Origin of the sequence: Kitasatospora sp. NPDC001527, from assembly GCF_040298605.1 — a bacterium.
GTDB lineage: Bacteria > Actinomycetota > Actinomycetes > Streptomycetales > Streptomycetaceae > Kitasatospora.
Window position 1 is genome coordinate 1 of record NZ_JBEPAM010000022.1, and the last position, 21,867, is coordinate 21,867.

Below are 21,867 nucleotides of genomic sequence, written 5' to 3' on the forward strand. Positions count from 1 at the left end.
ACTGGGCCATGGTCAACTCCATGACCACCCGCCTGACCGCCAGCCCCGACAAAGTCGGGCAATACCTCCGCCCGAAACCGCCTGCGGCGGCCTAATTCAGTATCGAACGCCCTCTCAGACGCCGTGGACGCTGCTCCCGCCTGTGGATTCCGCCCGTGTCCAGTTGCTGCGTTCGCCGAGTCCGGCGTTGTCACGGCTGAAGTGGGTGACCGCCGCAGATGTCTCCTGCGGCCGGGGCACGATACGCTCCAGCTTGGGCAGCGTGTCCGAGATGAGCAGCCGCCCGTGTTCCATGGCCCGCCGCCACACGTCCTTGACCTCGTCCACGTCCGGCCAGATGGAGAAGACCGCTTCGGCGAGGATCGGCCCGGAGTCGATCCCGGAGTCGATGACGTGGATCGTGATGCCATGCAGGTGCTCGCGATTGCGCAGCGCCCAGTTGACCGGCCGCACGCCCCGGTAGCCGGGCAGACGGCCAGGATGGCAGTTGATGATGTGCTCGGTGGCGTCGATCAGCTCAGGGCCGATGAGTTTGTCATAGAGAACGCTGAACACCAGGTCGCAGCGGCCCGGCTCCAGGTCCCGCCAGTCGCCCGAGCGTAGGACGCGGGTGGCCGGCCAGCGCTCGGTGACGTAGTCGGACAGCCGCATGTCCCAGTCCGGCTCGACCGCGTTCGGGATCACCGTGTCCAGTGTGGTGCCGGTCAGAGCGGCGATCGTCTCGCACGCATGCGCGGCGAGGGCCCCCTTCCCGAGGACGGCCGCGCGCCTCACCGTCCGTTCCCGGTGGCGCGCTTGAGGGTGGCGGCGACGTGGTGGATGTCGTCCTTGGTCATGTGCTGGTGGAACGGCAGCGACAGGATCTCCCTCCCGAGCTGTTCGGTGACCGGAAGGCTTCGCCGCCACTGAGCGAAGGCGGGCTGGAGGTGGTTGGGCGGGTAGTGGACGCCGACTGCGATTCCTGCGGCGAGCATCCGTCGGAAGACCACTTCCCGGTCGGCGACCCGCACCACGCACAGGTGCGGCACCGTGTGGTCCACGTCCACGTCCACCAGGGTGACGCCCTTGGCGCCGTGCAGGGCCGTACGGTAGGCCCGCCACAGCCGCTGACGCTTGACCTCGGCGGTCTTGAACCCGGGGAGCTGGGCCAGCCCGATCGCCGCGTTGATCGAGGACAGCTGGTAGCGCAGGCCGAATCCCTCCACGCGGTAGGTCGTGGCGGCCTGCCGTTCGGCCTGCGAGGCGACGACGCCGAGCAGCCGCAGCCTGCGGATCGTGGCGGCTTCCTCGGGCGTACGGGGGACGACCATCCCGCCCTGGCCGCACGTCAGGTTCTTGACCGGACCGAAGGAGAAGCACGTCAGATGTCCGGTGCCGCCGACCCGGGCAGGACCGCTGTAGGAGCCGAAGGCGTGGGCTGCGTCCTCGATGACGGCGATGCCCTGCCGGTCGAGCGTGCTCCGAATACCGGAGAGGTCAATGGCCCGGCCGCCGAACAGAACGGGCATCACGGCCCGGGTGGCGGGGGTGATCGCCTCCGCCACCGCGTCCGGCTCGACGCACAGGGTGTGGGGGGCGACCTCGATGAAGCGCGGTGCGGCACCGCAGGCCAGGATCGCCTGGATGGTCGCGCAGAAGGTCAGCGAGGGGACAACCACCTCGTGCCCGGCGCCGATGCCCGCCGCCAGGAGCGCGGTGTGCATCGCGGCGGTGCCGGAGGTGACGGCAACCGCGTCCGGCACGCCGAGGAACGCGGCGACCTTCCGCTCGAATTCCTCGGTGACCTCGGTGTGTCCGTACTGGCCAGCCGCAAGCACGCGGGCCACCGCCTCGGCCTCCTGGCCGTGGAGGAAGGGGGTCGCGTTGCGCCGGTACTCGGGGGTGCTGCTGTTCAAGGCATTGTCCGTTCCGTTGTCGCGAGCGGGGAGTTCACACGGGATGGTGGAAGGGCTTGGAGGCCTCGGTGGGGGTGCGCAAGAGCGGCGCCCACCGGTCGGGGTTGTTCCGGTACCAGTCGGCGGTCTCCACGAGGCCGTTCACCAGGTCCTTGCCGGGCTGGTAACCGAGGGCAGCGGTCTTGGACCAGTCCATGGCGTAGCGCAGGTCGTTGGCGGCCCGGTCAGGGATGTAACGCACTTGGTCCCAGTCCGCGCCGAACATCTGGAGAAGGATGCCGGTCAACTCCTTGCTGGACAGGTCGGTGCCGCCGCCGATGTTGTAGACCTCGCCGGGGGTGCCGTCGCGGAGCACGAGTTCGATGCCGTGGCAGTTGTCCTCGACGTGGAGCCAGTTGCGCACGTGCTGGCCGTTTCCGTGGAGGGTGAGTTCCTGACCCTTGAGGAGGCGGGTGATGAAAAGCGGGATGATCTTTTCGGGGTGCTGGCGCGGCCCGTAGTTGTTGGAGGAGCGGGTCACGCATACCGGTACGCCGAACGTCTGGAAGTAGGACAGCGCCACGAGGTCGCTGGCGGCCTTCGACGCGGCGTACGGCACGCTCGGCCGCACCGGGTCCGCTTCGACGGCTTGACCGGTCGTCAACGGCCCGTAGACCTCGTCGGTGGATACGTGGACGAAGCGGCGGATGTGGGTCTTCCTGGCAGCCTCCAGGAGCGTGTATGTGCCCAGGACGTTGGTGGAGAGGAAGTTCCCTGTGTCGAAGAAGGACCGGTCCACGTGCGACTCGGCGGCGAAGTGGACGATTGCGGTGTGCTCCTGGGCGAGCCGTTCGACCAGCAGGGTGTCGAGGATGTTGCCGGGGACGAACGCGAGTTTGGGCGACAACATCGCCTCGCCCAGGTTCTCCACGCTCCCGGCGTAGGTGAGGGCGTCGAGCACGGTCACCTGGGCCACATCGTCACACCGCAGCAGCCGCCTGGCGAAGTGCGAGCCGATGAAGCCCGCACCTCCGGTGATCAGCACCTTGTTCATGCCTGGACCTTTCGTCCGTGGTGGTCTCGGGGGCTGGGGGTGGTGGATAGGAGTTCGTCGGCGGTGGTGAGGGAAGGCGCGATGAGGACCCAGATGAACTTGCCGATGCCACCGGCTCGCGGGCAGCAGCCCCAGCGTTCGGCGAGCTCGTTGACGAGGAAGAGGCCGCGTCCGTGCTCGTCGTCGGGGGAGGGGGAGCGCAGGGACGGGCGGCCGCTGCCGGCGTCGTGGACTTCGAGGCGCAGGCGGTGATTGATGAGGGCGATGCGGATCTCGACGAGGCGGTCGATAGGGGCGTCGCAGTGCTGGACGGCATTGGCGAACAGCTCACTGAGGAGGAGTTCGGCGATGCCGGAGTAGTGGTCGCCGGTCGGGAGGGCGGCGAGGTAGGCGCGGAGCAAGTGCCTGGCAAGCTGGTTGGATTCGGTTCGCGAGTCGAGGCGGGCGGCGAACGTGCGGGGGTGGCGGGAAGTGAGCATGGGGTACCTCGAAAGAACAAGGGAGGGGCAAGTCGCACCACTGCTGGTGATTGACTGGTAACGAAAAGTCAACAAGCTCGGCCTGCCGTCGGCTATGGTCGAGATGAGCCGGGAAGTTGAAACCCTTGAAACCCGTTTGCAAGGGGGAACTGTCGTGCGAACCGACCGTGTGCCGAACTGCAAGCTCGCCTCGTTGATGATCGAAGCCACTTGGGGGAATGGCGAGTTGGCGCGGGCCGTCAACCGGACCGGCACTGAGACTGGGCAACGGCTCAAGTACGACGCCTCGGCCGTCTCTCACTGGCTCGCCGGCACCTCGCCTGCGGTGAGGGCCCTGCCGGTGGTCCTGGAGGCGCTGGCGCGGAGGCTCAAACGGCCGATCACAGCCTTCGAGGCCGGATTCTCCGACAAATCGGCCACCGCCGAGCAGTCGACGGATACGGTGTCGGGACTGATCGACTTGGGGAGTGCGGACATGGACCCATCGCGGCGGGGAGTCCTCACGGCGAGCCTGTACTCGGTGGCCCTCGGCATCCCCGGTTGGCCCGACCTGGTCGGCCGGTTCGAGTTGCTGCGGACCAACCCGCACACGCGGATCGGTATGGCGGAGGTCCGCTCGGTCATGGCGATGACCGAGCGGATCAGCGATCTGGACGACCAGTTCGGCGGCCGGATGGCCCGCCCGATGGCCGCCTCGTTCCTGGTGAACACCATCGCCCCGTACCTACAGGCGGACGCCACCGAGGATGTTCGTAAGGCGATGCTGTCGGCCGCAGCCGACCACTGCTACCTGACCGGCTACATGGCCATGGATGAACGCCACGATGCCCTGGCACAGCGCTACTACACGAAGGCCCTGGAGCTGGCAGGACACGCAGGCGACCACCTCACGTACTGCACCACCCTGCGTGGCATGAGCGTTCAGGCCGTCGATCTCGGCCACGGCAGCACTGCCATGCGGTTCGCGGACGCCGCCTCAGCAGCCTCACCGCAGGCCGGCCCTCGGATGCGGGCCTTCCTCGCCGGGCAGCAGGCCCATTCCGCAGCCCAGACCGGCGACAAGGCCGGAGCCCTGTACCACCTGGGGTTAGCGGAGGTCGCGATGGAGCAGGCCGAGTCCAAGGCCAAGGCGTTCGGCTCCTACGACCCGTCCTCCCTGGCGTACCACGAGGCCAAGGTCCGGTGGGAACTCGGCGACAAGTCTGGTGCCATCGCCGCCATGGAGACATCGGACCGTCTGCGGTACTCCGTTTACGTCCGCAATCGGGTGCGGATGACCGGCATGCTCGCAGAGTGGAAGTTGCAGGCCGGCCGACTCGAAGAAGCCTGCGTGGACTGGCATCGGGCTCTCGACGATTACCCGACCATCCAATCCGGACGGGCCGACGACCGGTTCCGCTCGATGATGGCCGTGATCAAGCCCTACCAGGGAAATCGGTACGCGCGTGACCTGTATGACCGTGCTCGGCCGATGGCGAAGGCGGCCTGACCCTTGTCGGAGGCTCCGCTACCCGATCGACGGGTGGCGGAGTTCTCGCCTACTGCTTCCGGGCGTTGGTGCGCTTCGTCGGCTCTGCCGTTGTCGGGTCTTCGGGCCAGGGGTGGCGGGGGTAGCGGCCCCTGAGGTCTGCGCGGACGGCGGGGTAGCCGTTGTGCCAGAAGGACGCCAGATCTCCTGTGATGGCGGCGGGGCGGCCGGCGGGGGAGAGGAGATGAACGGTGAGGGGGATTCTTCCGCCGGCCAAGGCGGGAGCGGCCTTCCAGCCGAAGAGTTCCTGCAACTTCACCGCCAGCACCGGGCGGTCGGTGGTGTAGTCGACTCGGATCTTCGATCCTGACGGCACGGTGATGCGCTCGGGGGCGAGTTCGTCCAAGCGGCCTGCCTCGCCGGTGGACCAGGGGAGGAGGCGTTGGAGGGCGGCTGTCGTATCAATGCGGGCCAGGTCGGCGCGGCGGCGGGCGCGGGAGAGTTCGGGTTCCAGCCACTCGTCGGCGCGGTTGAGCAGGGCCTCGTCGCTGACGTCGGGCCAGGGGGCGCCGATGACGGCGTGGAGGAAAGCCAGGCGCTCACGGAGGTTGGAGGGGAACGCCAGGAGGGTGCTGATGCCCTCGCGGGTGAGGCCTTCGAGGAGGGCGGCGCGGACGAGTGAAGGGTCGGGGCGGTTGAGTGGCTTCTCGGCGAGTTCGATGGCTCCGAGGGACTCCACCCGGCGGGAGACGACCTCGCTGCGCCGGGTGTCCCAGTGGACCTCGGCGCGGGTGGTGAGCAGCGGTGCGCCGGCCTGGCAAGCGGTGTCCTCGTCGAGGGCGGCGGCGTGCAGGATCCGCGCCGAGTGCGAGCCGGCCGGGCGGTCGGCGACCGCGACGGCGAGCCAAGAGAGGAAACCCAACGCCGTGCCGGGGGCGAGTTCGGCCGCCGTCCCCGAGGCCATCAGGTACGGGCTGCGCTCGCCAGGGGCGGGACGTTCCACCCGGGCGCGGGCGATGCGTTCGGGGAAGGCCAGGGCGACGACCAGGCCGACGGCGGTGGCGTCGGTCAGGGAGGTGGCGGGTTCGTCGGAGGTGGTGCGCAGGAGGCGGCGGACTTCCTCGCGCCAGCGTCCGGCATAGGGGTCGTTGGAGGAGCGGACGAGCCGCCACACCGCGCCCAGGTCATCGCCGAGGGCACGCGGGGGTTCCTCGGAGAGCAGGGCGACGACTTCGGCCGCCCGGCGGGCGCCCACGGCGGGCGCGCCGTCCACCAGGGCGCGGGCGAGGCGCGGGTGGAGGCCGCTCCGGGCGAGGCGGACGCCGCGCTTCGTCGCCCGGCCGTCGGAGGAGACCGCCCCGAGGGCGAGCAGGGTCTCCCGGGCCGCGGCCATCGCCCCCGCCGGGGGCCGGTCGGGCAGGGCGAGCCCGGTGGCGTCCGGGTCGCCCCAGACGGCGGCCTGGAGGGCGAAGGACGTCAGGTCGGCGAGGGCGATCTCGGGAGTGGGGAAGCGGGCGGCGCGGGCGTCCTCGGCCTCGTGCCAGCAGCGGTAGACGGTGCCCGGGGCCTCGCGCCCGGCGCGGCCGGCCCGCTGGCGGGCGGCGGCCAGCGAGGCGCGCACGGTGACCAGGGCGGCGAGGCCGCGCGCGTGGTCGGTGCGCGGTTCGCGCGCGAGCCCGGCGTCGACGACGATCCGTACACCCGGGACGGTGAGCGAGGACTCGGCGACGGCGGTGGCCAGGACGACGCGGCGCTGCGGGGACGGCGTGAGCGCGGCGTCCTGCACGGCCTGCGGGGCGCGGCCGTGCAGGTGGAGGACCTCCGCCGGCACGCCGCCGAGCTGCCCCGCGACCCGGGCGATCTCGCCGACCCCGGGCAGGAAGCAGAGCACGTCCCCCTCCCGCTCGCTCAGCGCCCGCCGGACGGTGGCCGCGACGTGGTCGAGCAGCGCGAAGTCCACCCGGGTGCCGTGCGCGGGGCGCACGGCGCGCGGCGGCGGCGCCCACACCACCTCGACCGGGTGCGAGACGCCGTGCGCCTCGACGACCGGCGCGCCGTCGAGGAGCTCCGCCCAGGCGGCGGTGTCGGAGGTGGCGGAGGCGCAGACGATCCGCAACTCGGGCCGCAGGGCGGCGCGCACGTCGAGCAGGAAGGCGAGCGCGGTGTCGGCGTCCAGGTGCCGCTCGTGGCACTCGTCGAGGACGACGACGTCGACCCCGGACAGTTCCTGGTCGCGCTGGAGGCGCTGCAGCAGCACACCGGTGGTGACCACCTCGACCACCGTGTCCGGCCCGACGCGCCGCTCGCCGCGCACGGTGAAGCCGACCTCGGCGCCCACCGTCGAGCCGAGCAGCCAGGCCATCCGCCGGGCGGCGGCCCGGACGGCGAGCCGGCGCGGTTCGGCGACGAGGACACGGCGAACGGGTCCGGAACCGAGCAGTCCGGCCAGCGCCAACGGCACCAGGGTGGTCTTGCCGGTGCCGGGCGGGGCGGCGAGGACCGCCGCGCCGTGGCCGTCGAGCGCCCGGTGCAGCGCGGGCAGGGCGGTGCGGACGGGCAGCTCGCGCCAGGACGGGTGCACGCGCGTCAGTCCCGCTCGGCGACGAAGATCGCGGTGCCGGGGATGAGCCGGCCGCGCAGCGGCGACCAGCCGCCCCACTCCTGCTCGTGCCCCTGCGGCCACTCGGGCTCGACGAGGTCGAGCAGCCGGAAGCCGGCGGCGACGAGCTCGCGGACCCGGTCGCCGACCGTGCGGTGGTGCTCGACGTAGGTGGCCCGGCCCCGCTCGTCCTGTTCGACGTAGGGGGTGCGGTCGAAGTAGGAGGCGACGGCGGTGAGCCCCTCGACGCCGGGTTCGTCGGGGAAGGCCCAGCGGATGGGATGGGTGACCGAGAACACCCATCGGCCGCCGGGCCGCAGCACCCGGTGCACCTCGCGCATCAGGGCGGCGGTGTCGGCGCTGAAGGGGACGGCGCCGTAGGCGGAGCAGGCGAGGTCGAAGGAGGCGTCGGCGAAGGGCAGCACGGCGGCGTCGGCCTGGACGACCGGCACGGGCGCGGCGCCGCGGGCGAGGTCGATCCGCAGCGAGTGCTGGAGCTGGCGGTGCGAGATGTCCAGGGCGACGGGGCGGGCGCCGCGGCCGGCCAGCCAGCGCGAGCACTGGGCGGCGCCGGCGCCGATCTCCAGGACGGTGCGGCCGGCGACCTCGCCGAGCAGCCGGGCGTCGGCCTCGTCGAGGCCCTCGGGGCACCAGGTGAACCGGTCGTCGCCGAGGAACTCGCCGTGTTCGTCCTGGTATTCGTCGGCGTTTCGGTCCCACCAGTGGCGGCTGGCGCGGCTGCTCTCGCCGGTGCCGGCGGAGCGCCTTACCGCGTCGTCGTCGTCCTCGTCAAGATCAATGGGGTCGGGGAGGGGGGTGCCGGTCACGGTGAGAAGGCCCATCGCGTAGGGTGTCGTCTGCGGAAGCGCCGCTGCCGCGAACCGGACCGAGAGGCCCGGTGTCCCGGCGGTGGCATCCGGGGAAGGGCCTCCCTGCGGCCGCCACCCGTTGAGGTGCGCAATCGGAGGATATGGCCTGTTCCATACCGGGCTCCACCGTCTTGCCGTTTCTGGCGTTGACCGTGCCTGGCCGTCCCCGTATGCTACAAGTTGCGCTGCGGGCCTGCGCGCCTCGGACGGAGCAGGTCGCGCTCGCATCTGTCGAAGACCCCACGGTCGCAAGACGGACGCCGATCTCCCGTTGTCACGGGAATACCGGTGCTCCGTGTTCTTGGCTGTCCGGCTTTCGGTGGGAGCGATACGGGCCCTCCGCGTGGCATTACCTACGACTTTCATGTCCGTACCGGAGCCCTTTTCCTAATGACGAGCCCCACCGACTCCTCCCTCAGCACCACCCCGCAGGTCGCGCTCAACGACATCGGCGACGCCGAGGCGTTCCTGGCCGCGATCGACGAGACCATCAAGTACTTCAACGATGGCGACATCGTCGAGGGCGTCATCGTGAAGGTCGACCGTGACGAGGTTCTCCTCGACATCGGTTACAAGACCGAGGGCGTCATCCCGTCCCGCGAGCTGTCGATCAAGCACGACGTCGACCCGCACGAGGTCGTCGCCGTCGGCGACAACATCGAGGCCCTGGTTCTCCAGAAGGAGGACAAGGAGGGTCGTCTCATCCTGTCCAAGAAGCGCGCTCAGTACGAGCGTGCCTGGGGCACGATCGAGAAGATCAAGGAAGAGGACGGCATCGTCACCGGTACCGTCATCGAGGTCGTCAAGGGTGGTCTCATCCTCGACATCGGCCTCCGCGGCTTCCTCCCGGCCTCGCTGGTCGAGATGCGTCGCGTCCGCGACCTCCAGCCCTACGTGGGCAAGGAGCTCGAGGCCAAGATCATCGAGCTGGACAAGAACCGCAACAACGTGGTCCTGTCCCGCCGTGCCTGGCTGGAGCAGACCCAGAGCGAGGTCCGCCAGACCTTCCTCACCACCCTGCAGAAGGGCCAGGTGCGCTCCGGCGTCGTCTCCTCGATCGTCAACTTCGGTGCCTTCGTGGACCTGGGTGGCGTCGACGGTCTGGTCCACGTCTCCGAGCTGTCCTGGAAGCACATCGACCACCCGTCCGAGGTCGTCGAGGTCGGCCAGGAGGTCACGGTCGAGGTCCTGGACGTCGACATGGACCGCGAGCGTGTCTCCCTGTCGCTGAAGGCGACCCAGGAGGACCCGTGGCAGCAGTTCGCCCGCACCCACCAGATCGGCCAGGTCGTTCCGGGTAAGGTCACCAAGCTGGTTCCGTTCGGTGCGTTCGTCCGCGTGGACGAGGGCATCGAGGGCCTGGTCCACATCTCCGAGCTGGCCGAGCGCCACGTCGAGATCCCGGAGCAGGTCGTCCAGGTCGGCGACGAGATCTTCGTCAAGGTCATCGACATCGACCTCGAGCGCCGTCGCATCAGCCTCTCGCTGAAGCAGGCCAACGAGGCGCTGGGTGCCAACCCGGCCGAGGTCGAGTTCGACCCGACCCTGTACGGCATGGCCGCGTCCTACGACGACCAGGGCAACTACATCTACCCGGAGGGCTTCGACCCCGAGGCCAACGACTGGCTGCCGGGCTTCGAGAAGCAGCGTGAGGAGTGGGAGCGGCAGTACGCCGAGGCCCAGGCGCGCTTCGAGCAGCACCAGGCCCAGGTCATCAAGAGCCGCGAGGCCGACGCGGAGGCCGCTGCCGAGGGTGGCGACGCCGTCGCCGCCGCCGCCGGTGGCTCCTACTCGTCCAGCAGCGACGAGGGCTCCGGCGCCCTGGCCTCGGACGAGGCCCTGGCCGCCCTGCGCGAGAAGCTGGCCGGCGGCCAGAGCTGAAGCTCTGCCCCGCTGGTGCGTGACTAGCGCATAGCGTCATCGATGAACCCCGCTCGGTTTCCGGGCGGGGTTCATTGTTTTCCGGCTTTCATTATTTATTCCTTATCTATGGGATTTTTGTGATTAGGGGCTCATCGAATACGTATGGGCGATTCGGGACCTAGGGCCTACCTTGGGGGGAGTTGCCCGATGGGCCGCTCACCCGGCCCCGCACGCTAGGCACCCCCCGCACATGAGCCTTCGCTCCGCCGTGTCCCCTGCCTCCCCCAGCACGTCCGCCGATCCGCGGGTCGGCGGGCGCCTCGCCGCCCTCGGCCGGTTCTGCTACCGGCAGCGGCGCTGGGTGCTCGGCTTCTGGGCGGTCGTGCTGGTGATAGGCGTGCTGATCGGCGGGCGGGTCTTCGAGGGCTCGGTGGCCGGCGCCTCCTCCTCCGCCTCCGAGGCGGACCGCGGCAGCGCCGTCGTCACCGCCGCCGACCCGGCCAGGGGCACCGTCACCGCCGTGGTGGACGGCCGGCCGGTGGACGACGCGGCCGTCCGGGACGCCGTCACCCGCGCCACCGCCGAGATCGCCGCCCTCCCCGGGGTCTCCTCGGCCACCGACGCCTACGGCCCCGGCCCGGGCGCCGCCGCGCTCCGCTCGGCCGACGGCACCGCGAGCCTGGTCTCGGTGCGGATGGCCGACACCAGCACCTCCGCCCAGACCACCGCCGTCACCGAGCGGCTTTCCGCCATCCAGGCCGACGTCCGGGCCGACGGCGGCAAGGTGACCGTCGGCGGGGACCTGGTGCTCGAGGACGAGGTCAAGAAGCAGACCGAGAAGGACACCCGCTTCGGCGAGATCGTCACCCTGCCGCTCACCCTGATCGTCATGGTCCTGGTCTTCGGCGGACTGGCCGCCGCGAGCCTGCCGGTGATCGGCGCCGTCGCCTCGGTGGGCGGCGCCCTGCTGGCCATGTTCGGCTTCAGCAGGATCATGGACATCGACACCAGCGTGCTGCCGATCGCCACCGTGCTGGGCCTCGGCCTGTCGATCGACTACGCGCTGCTCATGGTGAACCGATTCCGCGAGGAACGCGGCCACGGCGCCACGATCGCCGCCGCCGTCGAGCGGACCGCCGCCACGGCCGGGCGCACCGTCGCCTTCTCCGGACTGACCGTCGCCGTCGCGCTCTCCGGCCTGTTCGTCTTCAGCAGTCCCGTGCTCGCCGCCGTCTCGGCGGCCGGGGTGAGCGTCGTGGTGATCGCGGTCGCCGCCGCGCTCACCCTCATCCCCGCGCTGCTCGGCTTCGCCGGGAGCCGGATCAAGGCCCCCGCCGCGCCCGTCCCCGACGAGGGTTTCTTCAGCCGGACGGTGCGCCGGGTCGGCAAGCGGGCGGTTCCCGTGGCGCTCGCCTGCACCGCGCTGCTGGTCGCCGCCGGTGTGCCGTTCCTGCACGCCGACATGCGCAGCTCCGGCGCCGCCGTGCTGCCCGCCTCCTCGGCCGGCCGGCAGGTCGCCGAGACGATCGACCAGCGCTTCCCGCAGGCCTCCGCCGCCCCGATCACGGTGGTCGTGGAGAGCGGCGCCACCGTCGCCCAGGCCTACGCGGACGACGTGGTGGCCAAGCTGCCGGGCGTCAGCGGCGTGCGCGCCGTCACCCCGGTGAGCGACACCGTCTCCACCATCGACGTGCTGGTGCACGGCGACCCGCAGGGCGGGCAGGCCAAGCAGGTGGTCGAGGAACTGCGCGCCGACCGCGGCGGGCTCACCACCGAGGTGACCGGCGGCGCGGCCTCGGTGGTCGACTTCCAGGACGAACTGCTCACCCGCGGACCGATCGCGCTCGGCCTGGTCGCCCTCGGCACGCTGATCCTGCTCTTCCTGATGACCGGCTCGGTGGTGATGCCGGTCAAGGCCCTGCTGATGAACCTGCTCTCGCTCGGCGCCTCGCTCGGCGCGCTCACCCTGGTCTTCCAGGACGGCTGGTTCAGCGGACTGCTCGGCTTCAGTCCGACCGGCGGGCTGGAGACGTTCATCCCGGTGCTGGTCTTCGCCTTCGCCTTCGGGCTGTCGATGGACTACGAGGTCTTCCTGCTCGCCCGGATCAAGGAGCTGCGGGACAAGGGGCACAGCTGCACCAGGGCGGTGGAGCTGGGCGTCCAGCGCAGCGGGCGGATCATCACCTCGGCGGCGCTGCTGATGGTGATCGTCTTCGCCGGCTTCGCGCTCGGCGACATGCTGATGGTCAAGCAGATGGGCATCGCGCTGGCGGTCGCCGTGGCGGTGGACGCCACCCTGGTGCGCTGCCTGCTGGTGCCCGCCGCGATGAGCCTGTTCGGCGAGTTCAACTGGTGGGCGCCGGCGCCGCTGCGCCGGCTGCACGACCGGTTCGGGCTGAGCGAGCACGTCGAGCTGCCGGAGATCCGGCCGGCGGTGCTGCCGGCCCAGCGGCCCGTCGCGGAGAAGGAGCTGGCCGCCACCGCGCCGTAACCGATCGGGAGTACCGTGCTGAGGCATGCGGATCACCAAGTTCGGACATGCCTGCGTACGCCTGGAGCACGAGGGGACGACCGTCGTGGTCGACCCCGGGGCGTTCACCGACCCCGCCGCCCTGGCGGGCGCGGACGCCGTGCTGATCACCCACGAGCACGCCGACCACTTCGAGGAGGCCCGGCTGCGGGCCGCGCTGGAGGCCGACCCGGGGCTGCGGGTGTGGACCAACCCGGACGTCGCCCGGCAGCTGGACGGGGTGGCCCGGCGGGTCACCGCGGTCGGCGAGGACGACGCCTTCGAGATCGGCGGGATCGGCGTCACGGTGCACGGCGAGTGGCACGCGGTGATCCACCCGGACATCCCGCGGGTGCGCAACCTCGGCTTCCTCTTCGACGGGCGGCTCTTCCACCCCGGCGACGCGCTGACCGTGCCGCCGGACCCGGTGGACACCCTGCTGCTGCCGGTCGCCGCGCCCTGGACCAAGGTCGCCGAGCTGGTCGACTACGTCCGCGAGGCCGGGCCCCGGCAGGCCGTCCCGGTGCACGACGCGGTGCTCAGCCCGATCGGGCTCGCCGTGCACACCCGGCTGCTCGGCCCCGGTGGCCCGGGCACCGGGGCGGAGCTGCGCACCCTGAGCGAGGGGGAGAGCCTCGACCTGGGGTGACCGCGCGGTGAGCCGCGCCGGTAGCCTGGCGCCATGCTGAAGATCGGACTGACGGGTGGCATCGGCGCGGGCAAGAGCGAGGTGTCGCGGCTGCTCGCCGCCCACGGCGCGGTGATCGTGGACTCCGACGTGATCGCCCGCGAGGTGGTCGCCCCCGGCACGGCGGGCCTCGATGCCGTGGTCGCCGAGTTCGGCGAGGGCGTGCTCGCCGCGGACGGCTCGCTGGACCGGCCGGCGCTCGGCGCGGTCGTCTTCGCCGACCCGGACCGGCTGCGGGCGCTGAACGCGATCGTCCACCCGCTGGTCCGGGCGCGGTCCGCCGACCTGGAGGCGGCGGCCGCGCCGGACGCGGTGGTGGTGCACGACGTCCCGCTGCTCGCCGAGAACGGGCTCGGGCCGCTGTACGACCTGGTGGTCGTGGTCGACGCGGCGGACGAGGTGCGGATCGAGCGGCTGGTGCGGCTGCGCGGCATGACCGAGGAGGAGGCCCGGGCCCGGATGGCCGCCCAGGCGGGCCGGGCCGAGCGGCTGGCGATCGCCGACCTGGTGATCGACAACAGCGGCCCGCTGGAGGAGCTCGCGCCGCGGGTCGCCGAGGTGTGGGAGCAGCTCACCGCCCGCCGTTGACCCCGGCCGCCGCGGCCGTCGCGGTGCGGGCGGTCGCGGCGGCGGCGAGGCCGCGGATCACCGGGTGGGCCCGGGTGCCGTCCCCGGCGAGCTCCGGCTGGAACAGCGTGGCCAGGAAGAACGGGTGCGCCTCGGCCGGCAGCTCCAGGATCCGCAGCTCCCCGGAGTCGTCCGCGCCGGTGAACCGCAGGCCGCCCGCGCGCAACCGCTCCAGGTAGGCGTCGTTCAGCCCGTACGCGCAGTGGTAGCGCTCCACCGTGCGCGGCGCGCCGAGCACGCGCTCGGCCAGCGACCCGGGCGTCAGCCGGACGGCCCCCTCGTGCCCCACCAGGGAGCAGCTGAGCGGGACGATCACCAGGTCGGCCTCGCCGGGGTCGTTCTCGCCGTGCGCGGCGGTGCCGATGCCGCAGACGTGACGGGCGTACTCCAGCACCGCGTGCTGGAAGCCGGCGCAGGTGCCGAGGAAGGGGATGCGCCGCTCGCGGGCGGTGCGGACGGCGGCCACCGCGCCCTCCTCGCTGCGGTAGGGGCTGCCGGGGAGCAGCCAGACGGCGTCGAAGCCGTCGAGCGCGCCGGGGGCGGCGGCGTCCCCGGTGGGGATCCAGTAGGCGTCCAGCACGAGCTGGTCGCGGTCGGCGAGCGCGTCCAGCAGGGCGGGGACGCGGGTGTGCGAGCGGACGGCGGCCGAGCGGTCGCCGACCAGGGCGAGGCGGGGGGTGGGGTGCGTCATACGGCTATCCTGACCGGCGGCGCGGGATCAGCGCCAACGATGATTCCTTACTCCTCGATCAGTGGAGCTGATGGCACGTGGAGCCGCAGCAGTTGCGCACCTACGTCACCGTGGTCCGGCTGGGCTCGTTCTCCGAGGCGGCCCGCGCGCTCGGCTACACCCAGTCCGCGGTCTCCCAGCAGATCGCCGCGCTGGAGACGGACCTCGGCACGGCGCTGCTGCACCGGCGTCCGGTCGGCCCGACCGAGGCGGGCGCGCGGCTGATGGAGCACGCCTCCGCGCTGCTGCTGCGGATCGACGCGGCGCGCGCCGACATCGCGCGCCTGGCCGGTGCTCCCAGTGCCCGCCTCACCGTCGGGGCCACGCCGCTGGCGCTCGGGGCGCAGGTGGGGCGTGCACTCGCCGAGGTGCGCCGGTTGTATCCGGCGGTCGACCTGACGGTCCGGGTGCTGGGTCAGGACGCCCTCCCGGCCGAGGTCGCCACCGGCGCCGTGGACCTGGCGCTCGTCGACGGTCCGGCCGCCCCGTCGGATCCGCTCCCGCTGCCCGACGTGGGCCCGCTGGTCACCGTCGCCGTCGCGGAGCAGTCGCTCGCCGTGGCCCTGCCGGCCGGCCATCCGCTCGCCGGACGCCCGGGGCAGGCGCTCGCCGACCTGTCCGCCGCCCGCTGGCTGGACGCCCCGGGCCTCGCCCCGACCGGCGCCCGGCTGCGCGCCGCCACCGCCGTCGACGGCTACCGGCCGGCCGTCCGCTACCTGGGCACCGACGTGCGGGGGCTGCTCGCCCTGGTCGCCGCCGGGCACGGGCTGGCCCTGCTGCCCGCCGCCGTCCTGGCCGACGCGCCGGGCGTGGCGGCCGTCCCGGTCCGGTCGCCCCGGCTGGTGCACCGCACCGAACTCGTCCACGGCGCCCTGCCGGAGGGGCCCGCCGCGCTGCTGGCCCGCCTGCTGGCGGGGGAGCGGGCCGGGGGTGCGGACGGCGTGCGGGAGGGCCTGCCGGGCGGGGATCAGCCGACGATGCGGGCGCCGGGGCAGCAGGGGCCGTCCACCTGGTAGCAGACGTAGCGCAGGCAGCCCAGGCAGACCGAGATGTTCTCCAGCCGCCAACTCTGGCCGTGGCAGGTGCACTCGGCCCGTTCGCGCAGCAGCCTGTCCCAGCCGTCGGCGCCCCCGTTGGCGGCGAAGGCCGCGGCGACGTACGCCGTGGTGGCCGGGTTGTCGTCGGTGGTGCCGCGCCGGGTGGCGTCCAGGTGCCAGCAGTAGAGGGCGAGCAACGCCCGTCCGTCGACCAGGCGGTAGTCGGCCCGCCCGTCGTCCTCCCAGGCCCGGACCAGCCGGGTGACCCGTTCGGAGAACGGGCGCGCTGGGTCGAGGAGGCAGCTATTTCCTTGCAGCCGTGGCGTGTTGGCGGTCATGTGGTCCCCTTTCCGGGGCCCACGGTAGGGCGTCGTTCCGCGAAGTCCTCGACCGGGGTGGAAGGTTGGTGGCGGCTTGTTACGTACACGTGGTGCCGTCGGCGGGCACCACGCCGTCCAGCAGGTACTGGTCGACGACCTGTTTGAGGCAGCTGTTGCCGGTGTCGTAGCCGCCGTGGCCCTGCCCGCGCAGGGTGACGGTCACCCCGACGCCCGTGCCGAGCTGCCGCGCCATCGCGCGGGCCCCCTCGTAGGGGGTGGCCGGATCGCCGGTGTTGCCGATGACCACGATCGGCGCCGCGCCCGGGGCGCTGACGTCGGGGTGCTCGCTCTGCCCGGGCACCGGCCAGGGCCAGCAGGCGGTCAGGCCCCAGGCGGCGAACTCGCCGAACACCGGCGAGGCCTGACGGAACACCGGCAGCTGCTCCTGCACGTCGGCGGAGGTGTAGCGCGGCCGGTCGTCGACGCAGGTGATGGCCCGGTTGGCGGCGATCAGGTTGCTGTAGTGGCCCTGGGCGTCGCGGCCCAGGTAGGCGTCGGCGAGGGCGAGCAGGGTGGTGCCGCCGCCGCCCTGCATCGCCTCCTGGAGGCCGATGGCGAGGGCGTTCCAGCTCGCCTCGCTGTAGAGCGCGGCGGCGATGCCGGTGACGGCGAGGTCCTGGGTGAGCGTGCGGCCGCCGCCGGCGGGCAGCGGGGTGGCGTCCAGGCCCTGGAGCAGGGCGGTGATCCGCTGAGTTCCCCGCTCGCCGCCCGGGCCGGTCGGGCACTCGGCGCCCACCTGCTCGGCGCAGGCCTTCATGAAGTTCTCCAGGGCGAGCTGGAAGCCCTTGGTCTGGCCGAGCGCGCCCTGCAGCGGGTCCTCGGTCGGGTCGACGACGGCGTCCATCACCAGGCGGCCGACCCTGTCCGGGTACAGGTGGGCGTAGACGCCGCCGAGTTCGGTGCCGTAGGAGAAGCCGAAGTAGTGCAGCGTGTCGTCGCCGAGCACCTGGCGCAGCAGGTCGAGGTCGCGGGCGGCCGCGACGGTGTCGACGTACGGCAGGACGCCGGCGGAGTTCTGCTGGCAGGCGGAGGTGTAGGCGGCGTTGGCCTCGTCGAGCGCCCGCACCTCGGCGGTGTCGTCCGGCGAGCCGTCGACGCCGGCCGAGGCGTCCGTGGCGGCGTCGTCCAGGCAGCGCACGCCCGCGCTGTCGCCGACCCCGCGCGGATCGAGGGCCACCAGGTCGTAGCGGGTGTTGAGGTCGGTGTAGTCCTGGGCGAGGGCGGGCAGGGTGGCGACGCCGGAGGCGCCCGGGCCGCCGAAGTTGTAGATCAGCGAGCCGATCCTCGGCTGCCCGCTGTGGGCCCGCATCCGGATCAGCGCGAGGTCGATCGTGCGCCCGTTCGGATCGGCGTGGTCCAGCGGGGCCTTCAGCGCGGCGCACTCCCACGGCGCGCCCGGGGCCTCGCCGCCGCCCTGGGCGGTGGAGGGCGCGGGGCAGGCGTGCCAGTCGAGTTGCTGGCCGGTGAGCGAGGCCGGCAGCGCCGGGACGGTCCGGGCGGCGGTCGCGGTGGTGGCCGGCGAGGCGAGGGTGGTCGCGGGGGTGGACGGTTCGACCTTGGCGGAGCCCGCCGTGGCGCCGCTCTGGCACGCGCCGCCGCCGGCCAGGGCCACGGCCAGTCCCAGTGCTCCGGCGCCGCGGAGGACGGGGTGCATGCGCAGCGCAGGGTGCATGGGGGTTCCGTTCCGAGGCCGCCGGGGTGGGTTCCGCTCCGGAAGCCTAGGCCGCGGCCCGGCGACCCGCCCGCCGGACTGGTCCGTCCGGCGTGGCGAGGGTGATCGCCGCGCGGGGCGGGTTGCCGAAGCCGGGGTGGCTCGTTGTTCCTGCCGTGAGACCTGACTTCGCCGCCCCGGGCGGTTGTGGAGAAACGATTCTGCGCGCCCGGGGGCGGTCATGACGGACGAGGATCCGCGCGTCCCCGCGCAGCGCGGGGCCGAGGGCGGCTGCGCGGTCGCGCTCGATCTGCGCGTCACCGTCTGGCCCGGCCTGACCATCTCCGTTCCCGCCCGGCTGCGCTACCGCACCGCCGACCCGTACGCCGTCTTCCTGGACAACCACACCGACCTCGCCGCGCCGATCACCTGGGTGTTCGCCCGGGAGCTGCTGGCCGCCGGCCTGCTCGGCCCCTGCGGCCTCGGCAGCGTCCGGGTGCGCCCCGGCTCCGGCGGGTCCGCCGGGGCCGCCGGCTCGGTGCGGATCACCCTCGCCGGCGAGGGCGGGAGCGTCGACCTGCACGCCCACGCCGAGCGCGTGCGCGTCTTCCTGGCCCGCACCGAGCGCCTCGTCCCGACCGGGCGGGAACGCGCCCACCTCGACCTCGACGGGCTCCTGCGCCGCCTGCGCGACGGCGGCGCCGCCTCGCCGGGGCCGTGAGGCCCGACCCGCGCGGATGGGCGGCCGGGCACGCCCCGTGTCTGGTTGGCTACGGAGCGGACGCGGTCCTCGCGTCGGTATCCGTCGGCGCGGCGCTGCGGCCCGCCCACGCACACGTCGGGAGAAGAAGTGGCGGACAAGCGGCTCAAGGCCTGGGGCAACAACCGTGCCGGTCAGCTCGGCGACGGCTCCTGGGCCGCCCAGCACACCCGGGCGACCGCCGTGCTCGGGCTGACCGGCACCGAGGTGCTCGGGATCGCCGCCGGCGGGGCCGGTGCGGCCACCGGGCACGGGCTGGCGCTGCTGACCGACCGCACCGTGCGGTCCTGGGGCGCCAACGGCTCGGGTCAGCTCGGCGACGGCACCCTGCTCGGTCACAACGCGCCCGGCCCGGTCCGCCACCTGGTCGACGTCACCGACGTCGCCGCCGGCGGTGCGCACAGCCTGGCCCTGCACGAGGACGGCACGGTGTGGGCCTGGGGCGACAACGCCCACGGGCAGCTCGGCACCGGCAGCGGCACCGGCAGCGGTGTCCCGGTCCGGGTCGCGGGTCTCGACCGGGTGATCGCGATCGCCGCCGGCCTCCACCACAACCTGGCGCTGCGCGAGGACGGCACCGTGTGGGCCTGGGGCCACAACGCCAAGGGCCAGCTCGGCGACGGGACCTCGGCCGGCCGCAGCGTCCCGGCCCGGGTCCCCGGTCTGGGCGCGGTCACCCGGATCGCGGCCGGCGCCCACCACAGCCTCGCCGTGACTGGCGGCACCGCTGCGGGCGGCGGCACCGCCGTGAAGGCCTGGGGCTTCAACGCCGCCGGTCAGCTCGGCGACAACACCACGATCAACCGCTACACCCCCGTGCCCACCCGGGGGAGCTGGTCCGGCGGGGTCGTGCGGATCGCGGCCGGCGGCCACCACAGCCTCGCCGTCAGCGGCGACGACCACCGGCTCACGGCCTGGGGGCAGAACACCTCGGGACAGCTCGGCGACGGCACCACCACCTTCCGGACCACCCCCGTGCCGGTCCCGGGCCTGACCGGCGTGCGCCTGGTGGCCGGCGGCCGGGAGCACACCGTCGTGCTGCTGGCCCACGGCGCGGTCCGCTCCTGCGGGGGCAACGGCTCCGGCCAGCTCGGCAACGGCGGCACGGCCGACAGCAGCACCCCGGTGGCCGCCCTCGCCGACCTGGCCCCGGCCGACCGGATCGCCGCCCCGGTCGGCGGCGACTTCAGCCTCGTCCACTGACGTCCGTACGGGCGTCCGGGGTGCCGGCGGTCTAGCGTCCCGGCGCCGTCTCGGGGCGCAGGGCCCGGACCGCGAACAGGGTGGTGAGGTGCGGCGAGCCGAAGTACAGCGGCACGCTCCCGGTGCGGAAGTAGCCGGCGGCCGGCCAGGAGCCGTCCGGAAGCTGCGCGTCGGCGAGCCGCCGGCGCAGCGCGGGCAGGTCCACGGCGGCGCCCGTGTACTCGCCGGCCAGCACCAGCAGCGCCAGTTCGAGCGCGGTGTCGGCGAACTGGGTGGTCACGTGCTCGACCGCGCGCCGTGCCGGTGCGGCGAGTGCGGGCACCACGGTGGACGCCCGGGCGGCGGCGTGCAGGAAGGCCTCGGGGGAGGCGTGGTACCGGGTGCCGGTGCGCGGGCCGTTCAGGTGCTGCTGGACGTACCGGAGCGTCGCCTCGGCCGCCGGGTGCGGCAACCGGTGCGCCGCGCCCGGCAGGTGGAGGGCGAAGAGGACGTCGGCGGCGATGACGGCGTCGTAGCGGCGGCCGCGCGAGGAGGTGCGGTCGGTGTCCTCCCAGTAGGCCGGTATCGGGCCGTCGTCCGGGCCGATCCGGGTGTCCAGCAGCTCCCGTACGAGGGAGTCCTGTCGGTCCGGTGCGAGCAGTCCGTGCCGGGCGAGCCCGGAGAGCGCGAGCGCGGTGCTGCCGGTGTCGGCGGCGAACGGCACACCGGCCGGGAAGAGGCGGTACCGCGGCCGCTGCGGGTGGGCGTAGGGCTGGAGCTGCCGGGCCAGCGCGGCCACCAGTGCGCGCTCCTCGGGCCGTTCGCCGCCCGGCCGCAGCAGTGCGAGGCCCCACATCGCGGAGAGGCCCTCGCGGTCCGGGTCGAACCCGAGGTCCACCCCGTACCGGGTGAGCAGGTGCCGGCGGGCGTCGGCGCCGGTGAGCGGCGCGCGCAGCTCCGGGTCGGTGCCGGGCCGGGCGGACGGCAGCCCGTCGGGCCCCAGCGCCCCGTGCAGGAAGCCCAGTGCGCGCCCGACGGCGGCCTCCCACGGTGTCTCCTCGGCGGACATCGCGTCCCGTCCCCTCTCGTCGCCTGCTCCACTGGCCGGCCGGCCACCCCGCCCCTACTACTACCCCGGGCCCGCGCCGGCGCAAGCCTCAGCCGGCGGGCGGCCTGCGGAACAGCGCGGTGAGCAGCACGGGCAGGCCGAACAGCGGCGAGCCGGGCTCCTGCGGCACCATCGGGCGGATCTCCGCCTCGGTGAAGCCGCCGAAGATCCAGCGCAGTTCGTCCGGGGCGAAGGCGAGTCCGCCGTCCAGCCGCCCGGTGCGGTAGAGCTCCGCGTCGGGCAGCTCCGAGCCCATCGCGCCGGCCGCGAAGCAGGTCAGCCCGAGGTGCCCGCCGGGCGCCAGGACGCGTTCCAGCAGCGCGAGGTAGCTGACCCGCCGGTGCGGCGGCAGGTGGTGCAGGCAGCCCGAGTCGTACACCAAGTCGTACCGGGCGAGGGGGAGTTCGACGGTGAAGATGTTGCCGTGGTGGAACCGGGGGGAGACGCCCGCCGCCTGCGCGCGCTCGCGGGCCCAGGCGAGGGCGGTCGCGGAGAGGTCGACGGCGTCCACCTCGAACCCGCGCCCGGCCAGGTGGACGGCGTTGCGGCCCGCCCCGCAGCCGACGTCCAGCACCCTTGCGCCGGGGGCGAGCAGGCCGCGGTCGAGGTGGGCGACGAGGTTCTCGTCCGGGGCGTCGACGAAGAACGGCCGGCCGGAGGAGCGGTCGGCGTAGAAGTCGTCCCACCAGTCGGCGGCCCGGTCGGTCCAGCGGTCGGCGGCGGGTGCGAAGAGCCCGTCGAGCAGGGCGAGGACGTCGTCGGTGGAGCGGACGGAGCGGTTCAAGGGCGGCCCTTCCGGGAGGGGGATCGGTACCCCCGAGCCTAGGAGTTCGCGGGCGCGCTCTCACCTCCAAGTGGCCTGCCGCGAAGGGCCTGTGAGGGGTGCTCTCGGTGCGGCCGGCGGCGCTTCGGCGCGTCCCCCGCGGGGGTGGGCCGCAGGGTGGTGGCGCCGTCGCGGACGGCCGGGAAGGGGCCTCCTGACGGCGCGG

19 protein-coding genes are annotated in these 21,867 nt (G+C 73.2%); 8 read left to right on the plus strand and 11 right to left on the minus strand.

Going from position 1 to position 21,867, the window contains the following annotated elements; all coding sequences use genetic code 11:
- Positions 1-114: 114 nt before the first annotated feature.
- Genes ABT238_RS20590 through ABT238_RS20605 form a run of 4 tightly spaced genes read right to left on the minus strand, consistent with a single transcriptional unit; the run spans position 115 to position 3,407 of the window.
- Entirely contained in the window at positions 115-774 is a 660-nt protein-coding gene (locus ABT238_RS20590; protein WP_350773201.1) for a formyl transferase, read from the minus strand.
- Positions 771-1,895 carry a DegT/DnrJ/EryC1/StrS family aminotransferase gene (locus ABT238_RS20595; RefSeq protein WP_350773219.1) on the minus strand — a complete coding sequence of 375 codons (1,125 nt, stop codon included), beginning with the start codon at positions 1,893-1,895 and terminating at the stop codon, positions 771-773. The genes ABT238_RS20590 and ABT238_RS20595 overlap by 4 nt, the downstream gene beginning before the upstream one ends.
- Positions 1,896-1,929: 34 nt before the next feature.
- Positions 1,930-2,928, minus strand: coding sequence for a dTDP-glucose 4,6-dehydratase (gene rfbB / locus ABT238_RS20600; RefSeq protein ID WP_350773233.1), 999 nt, complete (start codon positions 2,926-2,928; stop codon positions 1,930-1,932).
- Positions 2,925-3,407, minus strand: coding sequence for an ATP-binding protein (locus ABT238_RS20605; protein WP_350773251.1), 483 nt, complete (start codon positions 3,405-3,407; stop codon positions 2,925-2,927). Before ABT238_RS20605 ends, rfbB begins: the two co-directional genes overlap by 4 nt.
- Positions 3,408-3,561: 154 nt before the next feature.
- On the opposite strand from ABT238_RS20605, the gene ABT238_RS20610 reads away from it, so the two are divergent.
- Positions 3,562-4,896, plus strand: a complete 1,335-nt coding sequence (locus ABT238_RS20610; protein ID WP_350773259.1) for an NsdA family TPR-like regulatory protein — start codon at positions 3,562-3,564, stop codon at positions 4,894-4,896.
- Between the two features lie 49 nt (positions 4,897-4,945).
- Here the strand turns inward: ABT238_RS20610 and hrpB are convergent, their stop codons facing one another.
- Both hrpB and ABT238_RS20620 read right to left on the minus strand, forming a co-directional pair.
- Entirely contained in the window at positions 4,946-7,456 is a 2,511-nt protein-coding gene (gene hrpB / locus ABT238_RS20615; RefSeq protein WP_350773277.1) for an ATP-dependent helicase HrpB, read from the minus strand.
- A gap of 5 nt (positions 7,457-7,461) precedes the next feature.
- Positions 7,462-8,316, minus strand: coding sequence for a class I SAM-dependent methyltransferase (locus ABT238_RS20620; protein ID WP_350563562.1), 855 nt, complete (start codon positions 8,314-8,316; stop codon positions 7,462-7,464).
- A gap of 417 nt (positions 8,317-8,733) precedes the next feature.
- Between ABT238_RS20620 and rpsA the strand changes: the two genes are divergently transcribed.
- From rpsA to coaE, 4 genes are all read left to right on the plus strand, one after another.
- A complete protein-coding gene (rpsA, locus tag ABT238_RS20625; RefSeq protein WP_350543883.1) occupies positions 8,734-10,224 on the plus strand; it encodes a 30S ribosomal protein S1 in 1,491 nt (496 codons plus the stop codon).
- Positions 10,225-10,456: 232 nt separating this feature from the next.
- Entirely contained in the window at positions 10,457-12,697 is a 2,241-nt protein-coding gene (locus tag ABT238_RS20630) for an MMPL family transporter (RefSeq protein WP_350563560.1), read from the plus strand.
- Positions 12,698-12,722: 25 nt separating this feature from the next.
- On the plus strand, positions 12,723-13,364 hold the full coding sequence (locus ABT238_RS20635; RefSeq protein WP_350563558.1) for an MBL fold metallo-hydrolase: 642 nt from the start codon (positions 12,723-12,725) through the stop codon (positions 13,362-13,364).
- 33 nt (positions 13,365-13,397) lie between these two features.
- Positions 13,398-13,991, plus strand: coding sequence for a dephospho-CoA kinase (gene coaE, locus ABT238_RS20640; RefSeq protein WP_350563556.1), 594 nt, complete (start codon positions 13,398-13,400; stop codon positions 13,989-13,991).
- Here coaE and ABT238_RS20645 read toward each other — a convergent pair.
- Entirely contained in the window at positions 13,975-14,721 is a 747-nt protein-coding gene (locus ABT238_RS20645) for a CTP synthase C-terminal region-related (seleno)protein (RefSeq protein WP_350563554.1), read from the minus strand. The genes coaE and ABT238_RS20645 overlap by 17 nt on opposite strands.
- 77 nt (positions 14,722-14,798) lie before the next feature.
- Here ABT238_RS20645 and ABT238_RS20650 point away from each other — a divergent pair, with 77 nt between their 5' ends.
- Positions 14,799-15,776: a LysR family transcriptional regulator gene (locus ABT238_RS20650; RefSeq protein ID WP_350773361.1), complete on the plus strand. Its 978-nt coding sequence runs from the start codon at positions 14,799-14,801 to the stop codon at positions 15,774-15,776.
- Here ABT238_RS20650 and ABT238_RS20655 read toward each other — a convergent pair.
- Positions 15,728-16,135: a hypothetical protein gene (locus ABT238_RS20655; protein WP_350563550.1), complete on the minus strand. Its 408-nt coding sequence runs from the start codon at positions 16,133-16,135 to the stop codon at positions 15,728-15,730. The genes ABT238_RS20650 and ABT238_RS20655 overlap by 49 nt on opposite strands.
- A 79-nt stretch (positions 16,136-16,214) precedes the next feature.
- Complete coding sequence (locus tag ABT238_RS20660; RefSeq protein ID WP_350773386.1) at positions 16,215-17,849, minus strand: alpha/beta hydrolase; 1,635 nt, start codon at positions 17,847-17,849, stop codon at positions 16,215-16,217.
- Between the two features lie 220 nt (positions 17,850-18,069).
- Here ABT238_RS20660 and ABT238_RS20665 point away from each other — a divergent pair, with 220 nt between their 5' ends.
- Positions 18,070-18,549, plus strand: coding sequence for an SsgA family sporulation/cell division regulator (locus ABT238_RS20665; RefSeq protein ID WP_350563546.1), 480 nt, complete (start codon positions 18,070-18,072; stop codon positions 18,547-18,549).
- A 129-nt stretch (positions 18,550-18,678) separates the two neighbouring features.
- Complete coding sequence (locus tag ABT238_RS20670) at positions 18,679-19,791, plus strand: RCC1 domain-containing protein (protein ID WP_350563544.1); 1,113 nt, start codon at positions 18,679-18,681, stop codon at positions 19,789-19,791.
- Between the two features lie 31 nt (positions 19,792-19,822).
- Here the strand turns inward: ABT238_RS20670 and ABT238_RS20675 are convergent, their stop codons facing one another.
- Together ABT238_RS20675 and ABT238_RS20680 are read right to left on the minus strand one after the other, a co-directional pair.
- On the minus strand, positions 19,823-20,839 hold the full coding sequence (locus tag ABT238_RS20675; RefSeq protein WP_350563542.1) for a hypothetical protein: 1,017 nt from the start codon (positions 20,837-20,839) through the stop codon (positions 19,823-19,825).
- 88 nt (positions 20,840-20,927) lie between these two features.
- Entirely contained in the window at positions 20,928-21,662 is a 735-nt protein-coding gene (locus tag ABT238_RS20680; RefSeq protein ID WP_350773419.1) for a class I SAM-dependent methyltransferase, read from the minus strand.
- Positions 21,663-21,867 lie beyond the last annotated feature (205 nt).

Coding starts and splice junctions, on each gene's coding strand:
- rfbB (WP_350773233.1), bottom strand. CDS start 2,928: ATGAACAAGGTGCTGATCACCGGAGGTGCGGGCTTCATCGGCTCGCAC.
- ABT238_RS20605 (WP_350773251.1), bottom strand. CDS start 3,407: ATGCTCACTTCCCGCCACCCCCGCACGTTCGCCGCCCGCCTCGACTCG.
- ABT238_RS20620 (WP_350563562.1), bottom strand. CDS start 8,316: ATGGGCCTTCTCACCGTGACCGGCACCCCCCTCCCCGACCCCATTGAT.
- rpsA (WP_350543883.1), top strand. CDS start 8,734: ATGACGAGCCCCACCGACTCCTCCCTCAGCACCACCCCGCAGGTCGCG.
- ABT238_RS20630 (WP_350563560.1), top strand. CDS start 10,457: ATGAGCCTTCGCTCCGCCGTGTCCCCTGCCTCCCCCAGCACGTCCGCC.
- ABT238_RS20635 (WP_350563558.1), top strand. CDS start 12,723: ATGCGGATCACCAAGTTCGGACATGCCTGCGTACGCCTGGAGCACGAG.
- coaE (WP_350563556.1), top strand. CDS start 13,398: ATGCTGAAGATCGGACTGACGGGTGGCATCGGCGCGGGCAAGAGCGAG.
- ABT238_RS20645 (WP_350563554.1), bottom strand. CDS start 14,721: ATGACGCACCCCACCCCCCGCCTCGCCCTGGTCGGCGACCGCTCGGCC.
- ABT238_RS20655 (WP_350563550.1), bottom strand. CDS start 16,135: ATGACCGCCAACACGCCACGGCTGCAAGGAAATAGCTGCCTCCTCGAC.
- ABT238_RS20660 (WP_350773386.1), bottom strand. CDS start 17,849: ATGCACCCTGCGCTGCGCATGCACCCCGTCCTCCGCGGCGCCGGAGCA.
- ABT238_RS20665 (WP_350563546.1), top strand. CDS start 18,070: ATGACGGACGAGGATCCGCGCGTCCCCGCGCAGCGCGGGGCCGAGGGC.
- ABT238_RS20675 (WP_350563542.1), bottom strand. CDS start 20,839: ATGTCCGCCGAGGAGACACCGTGGGAGGCCGCCGTCGGGCGCGCACTG.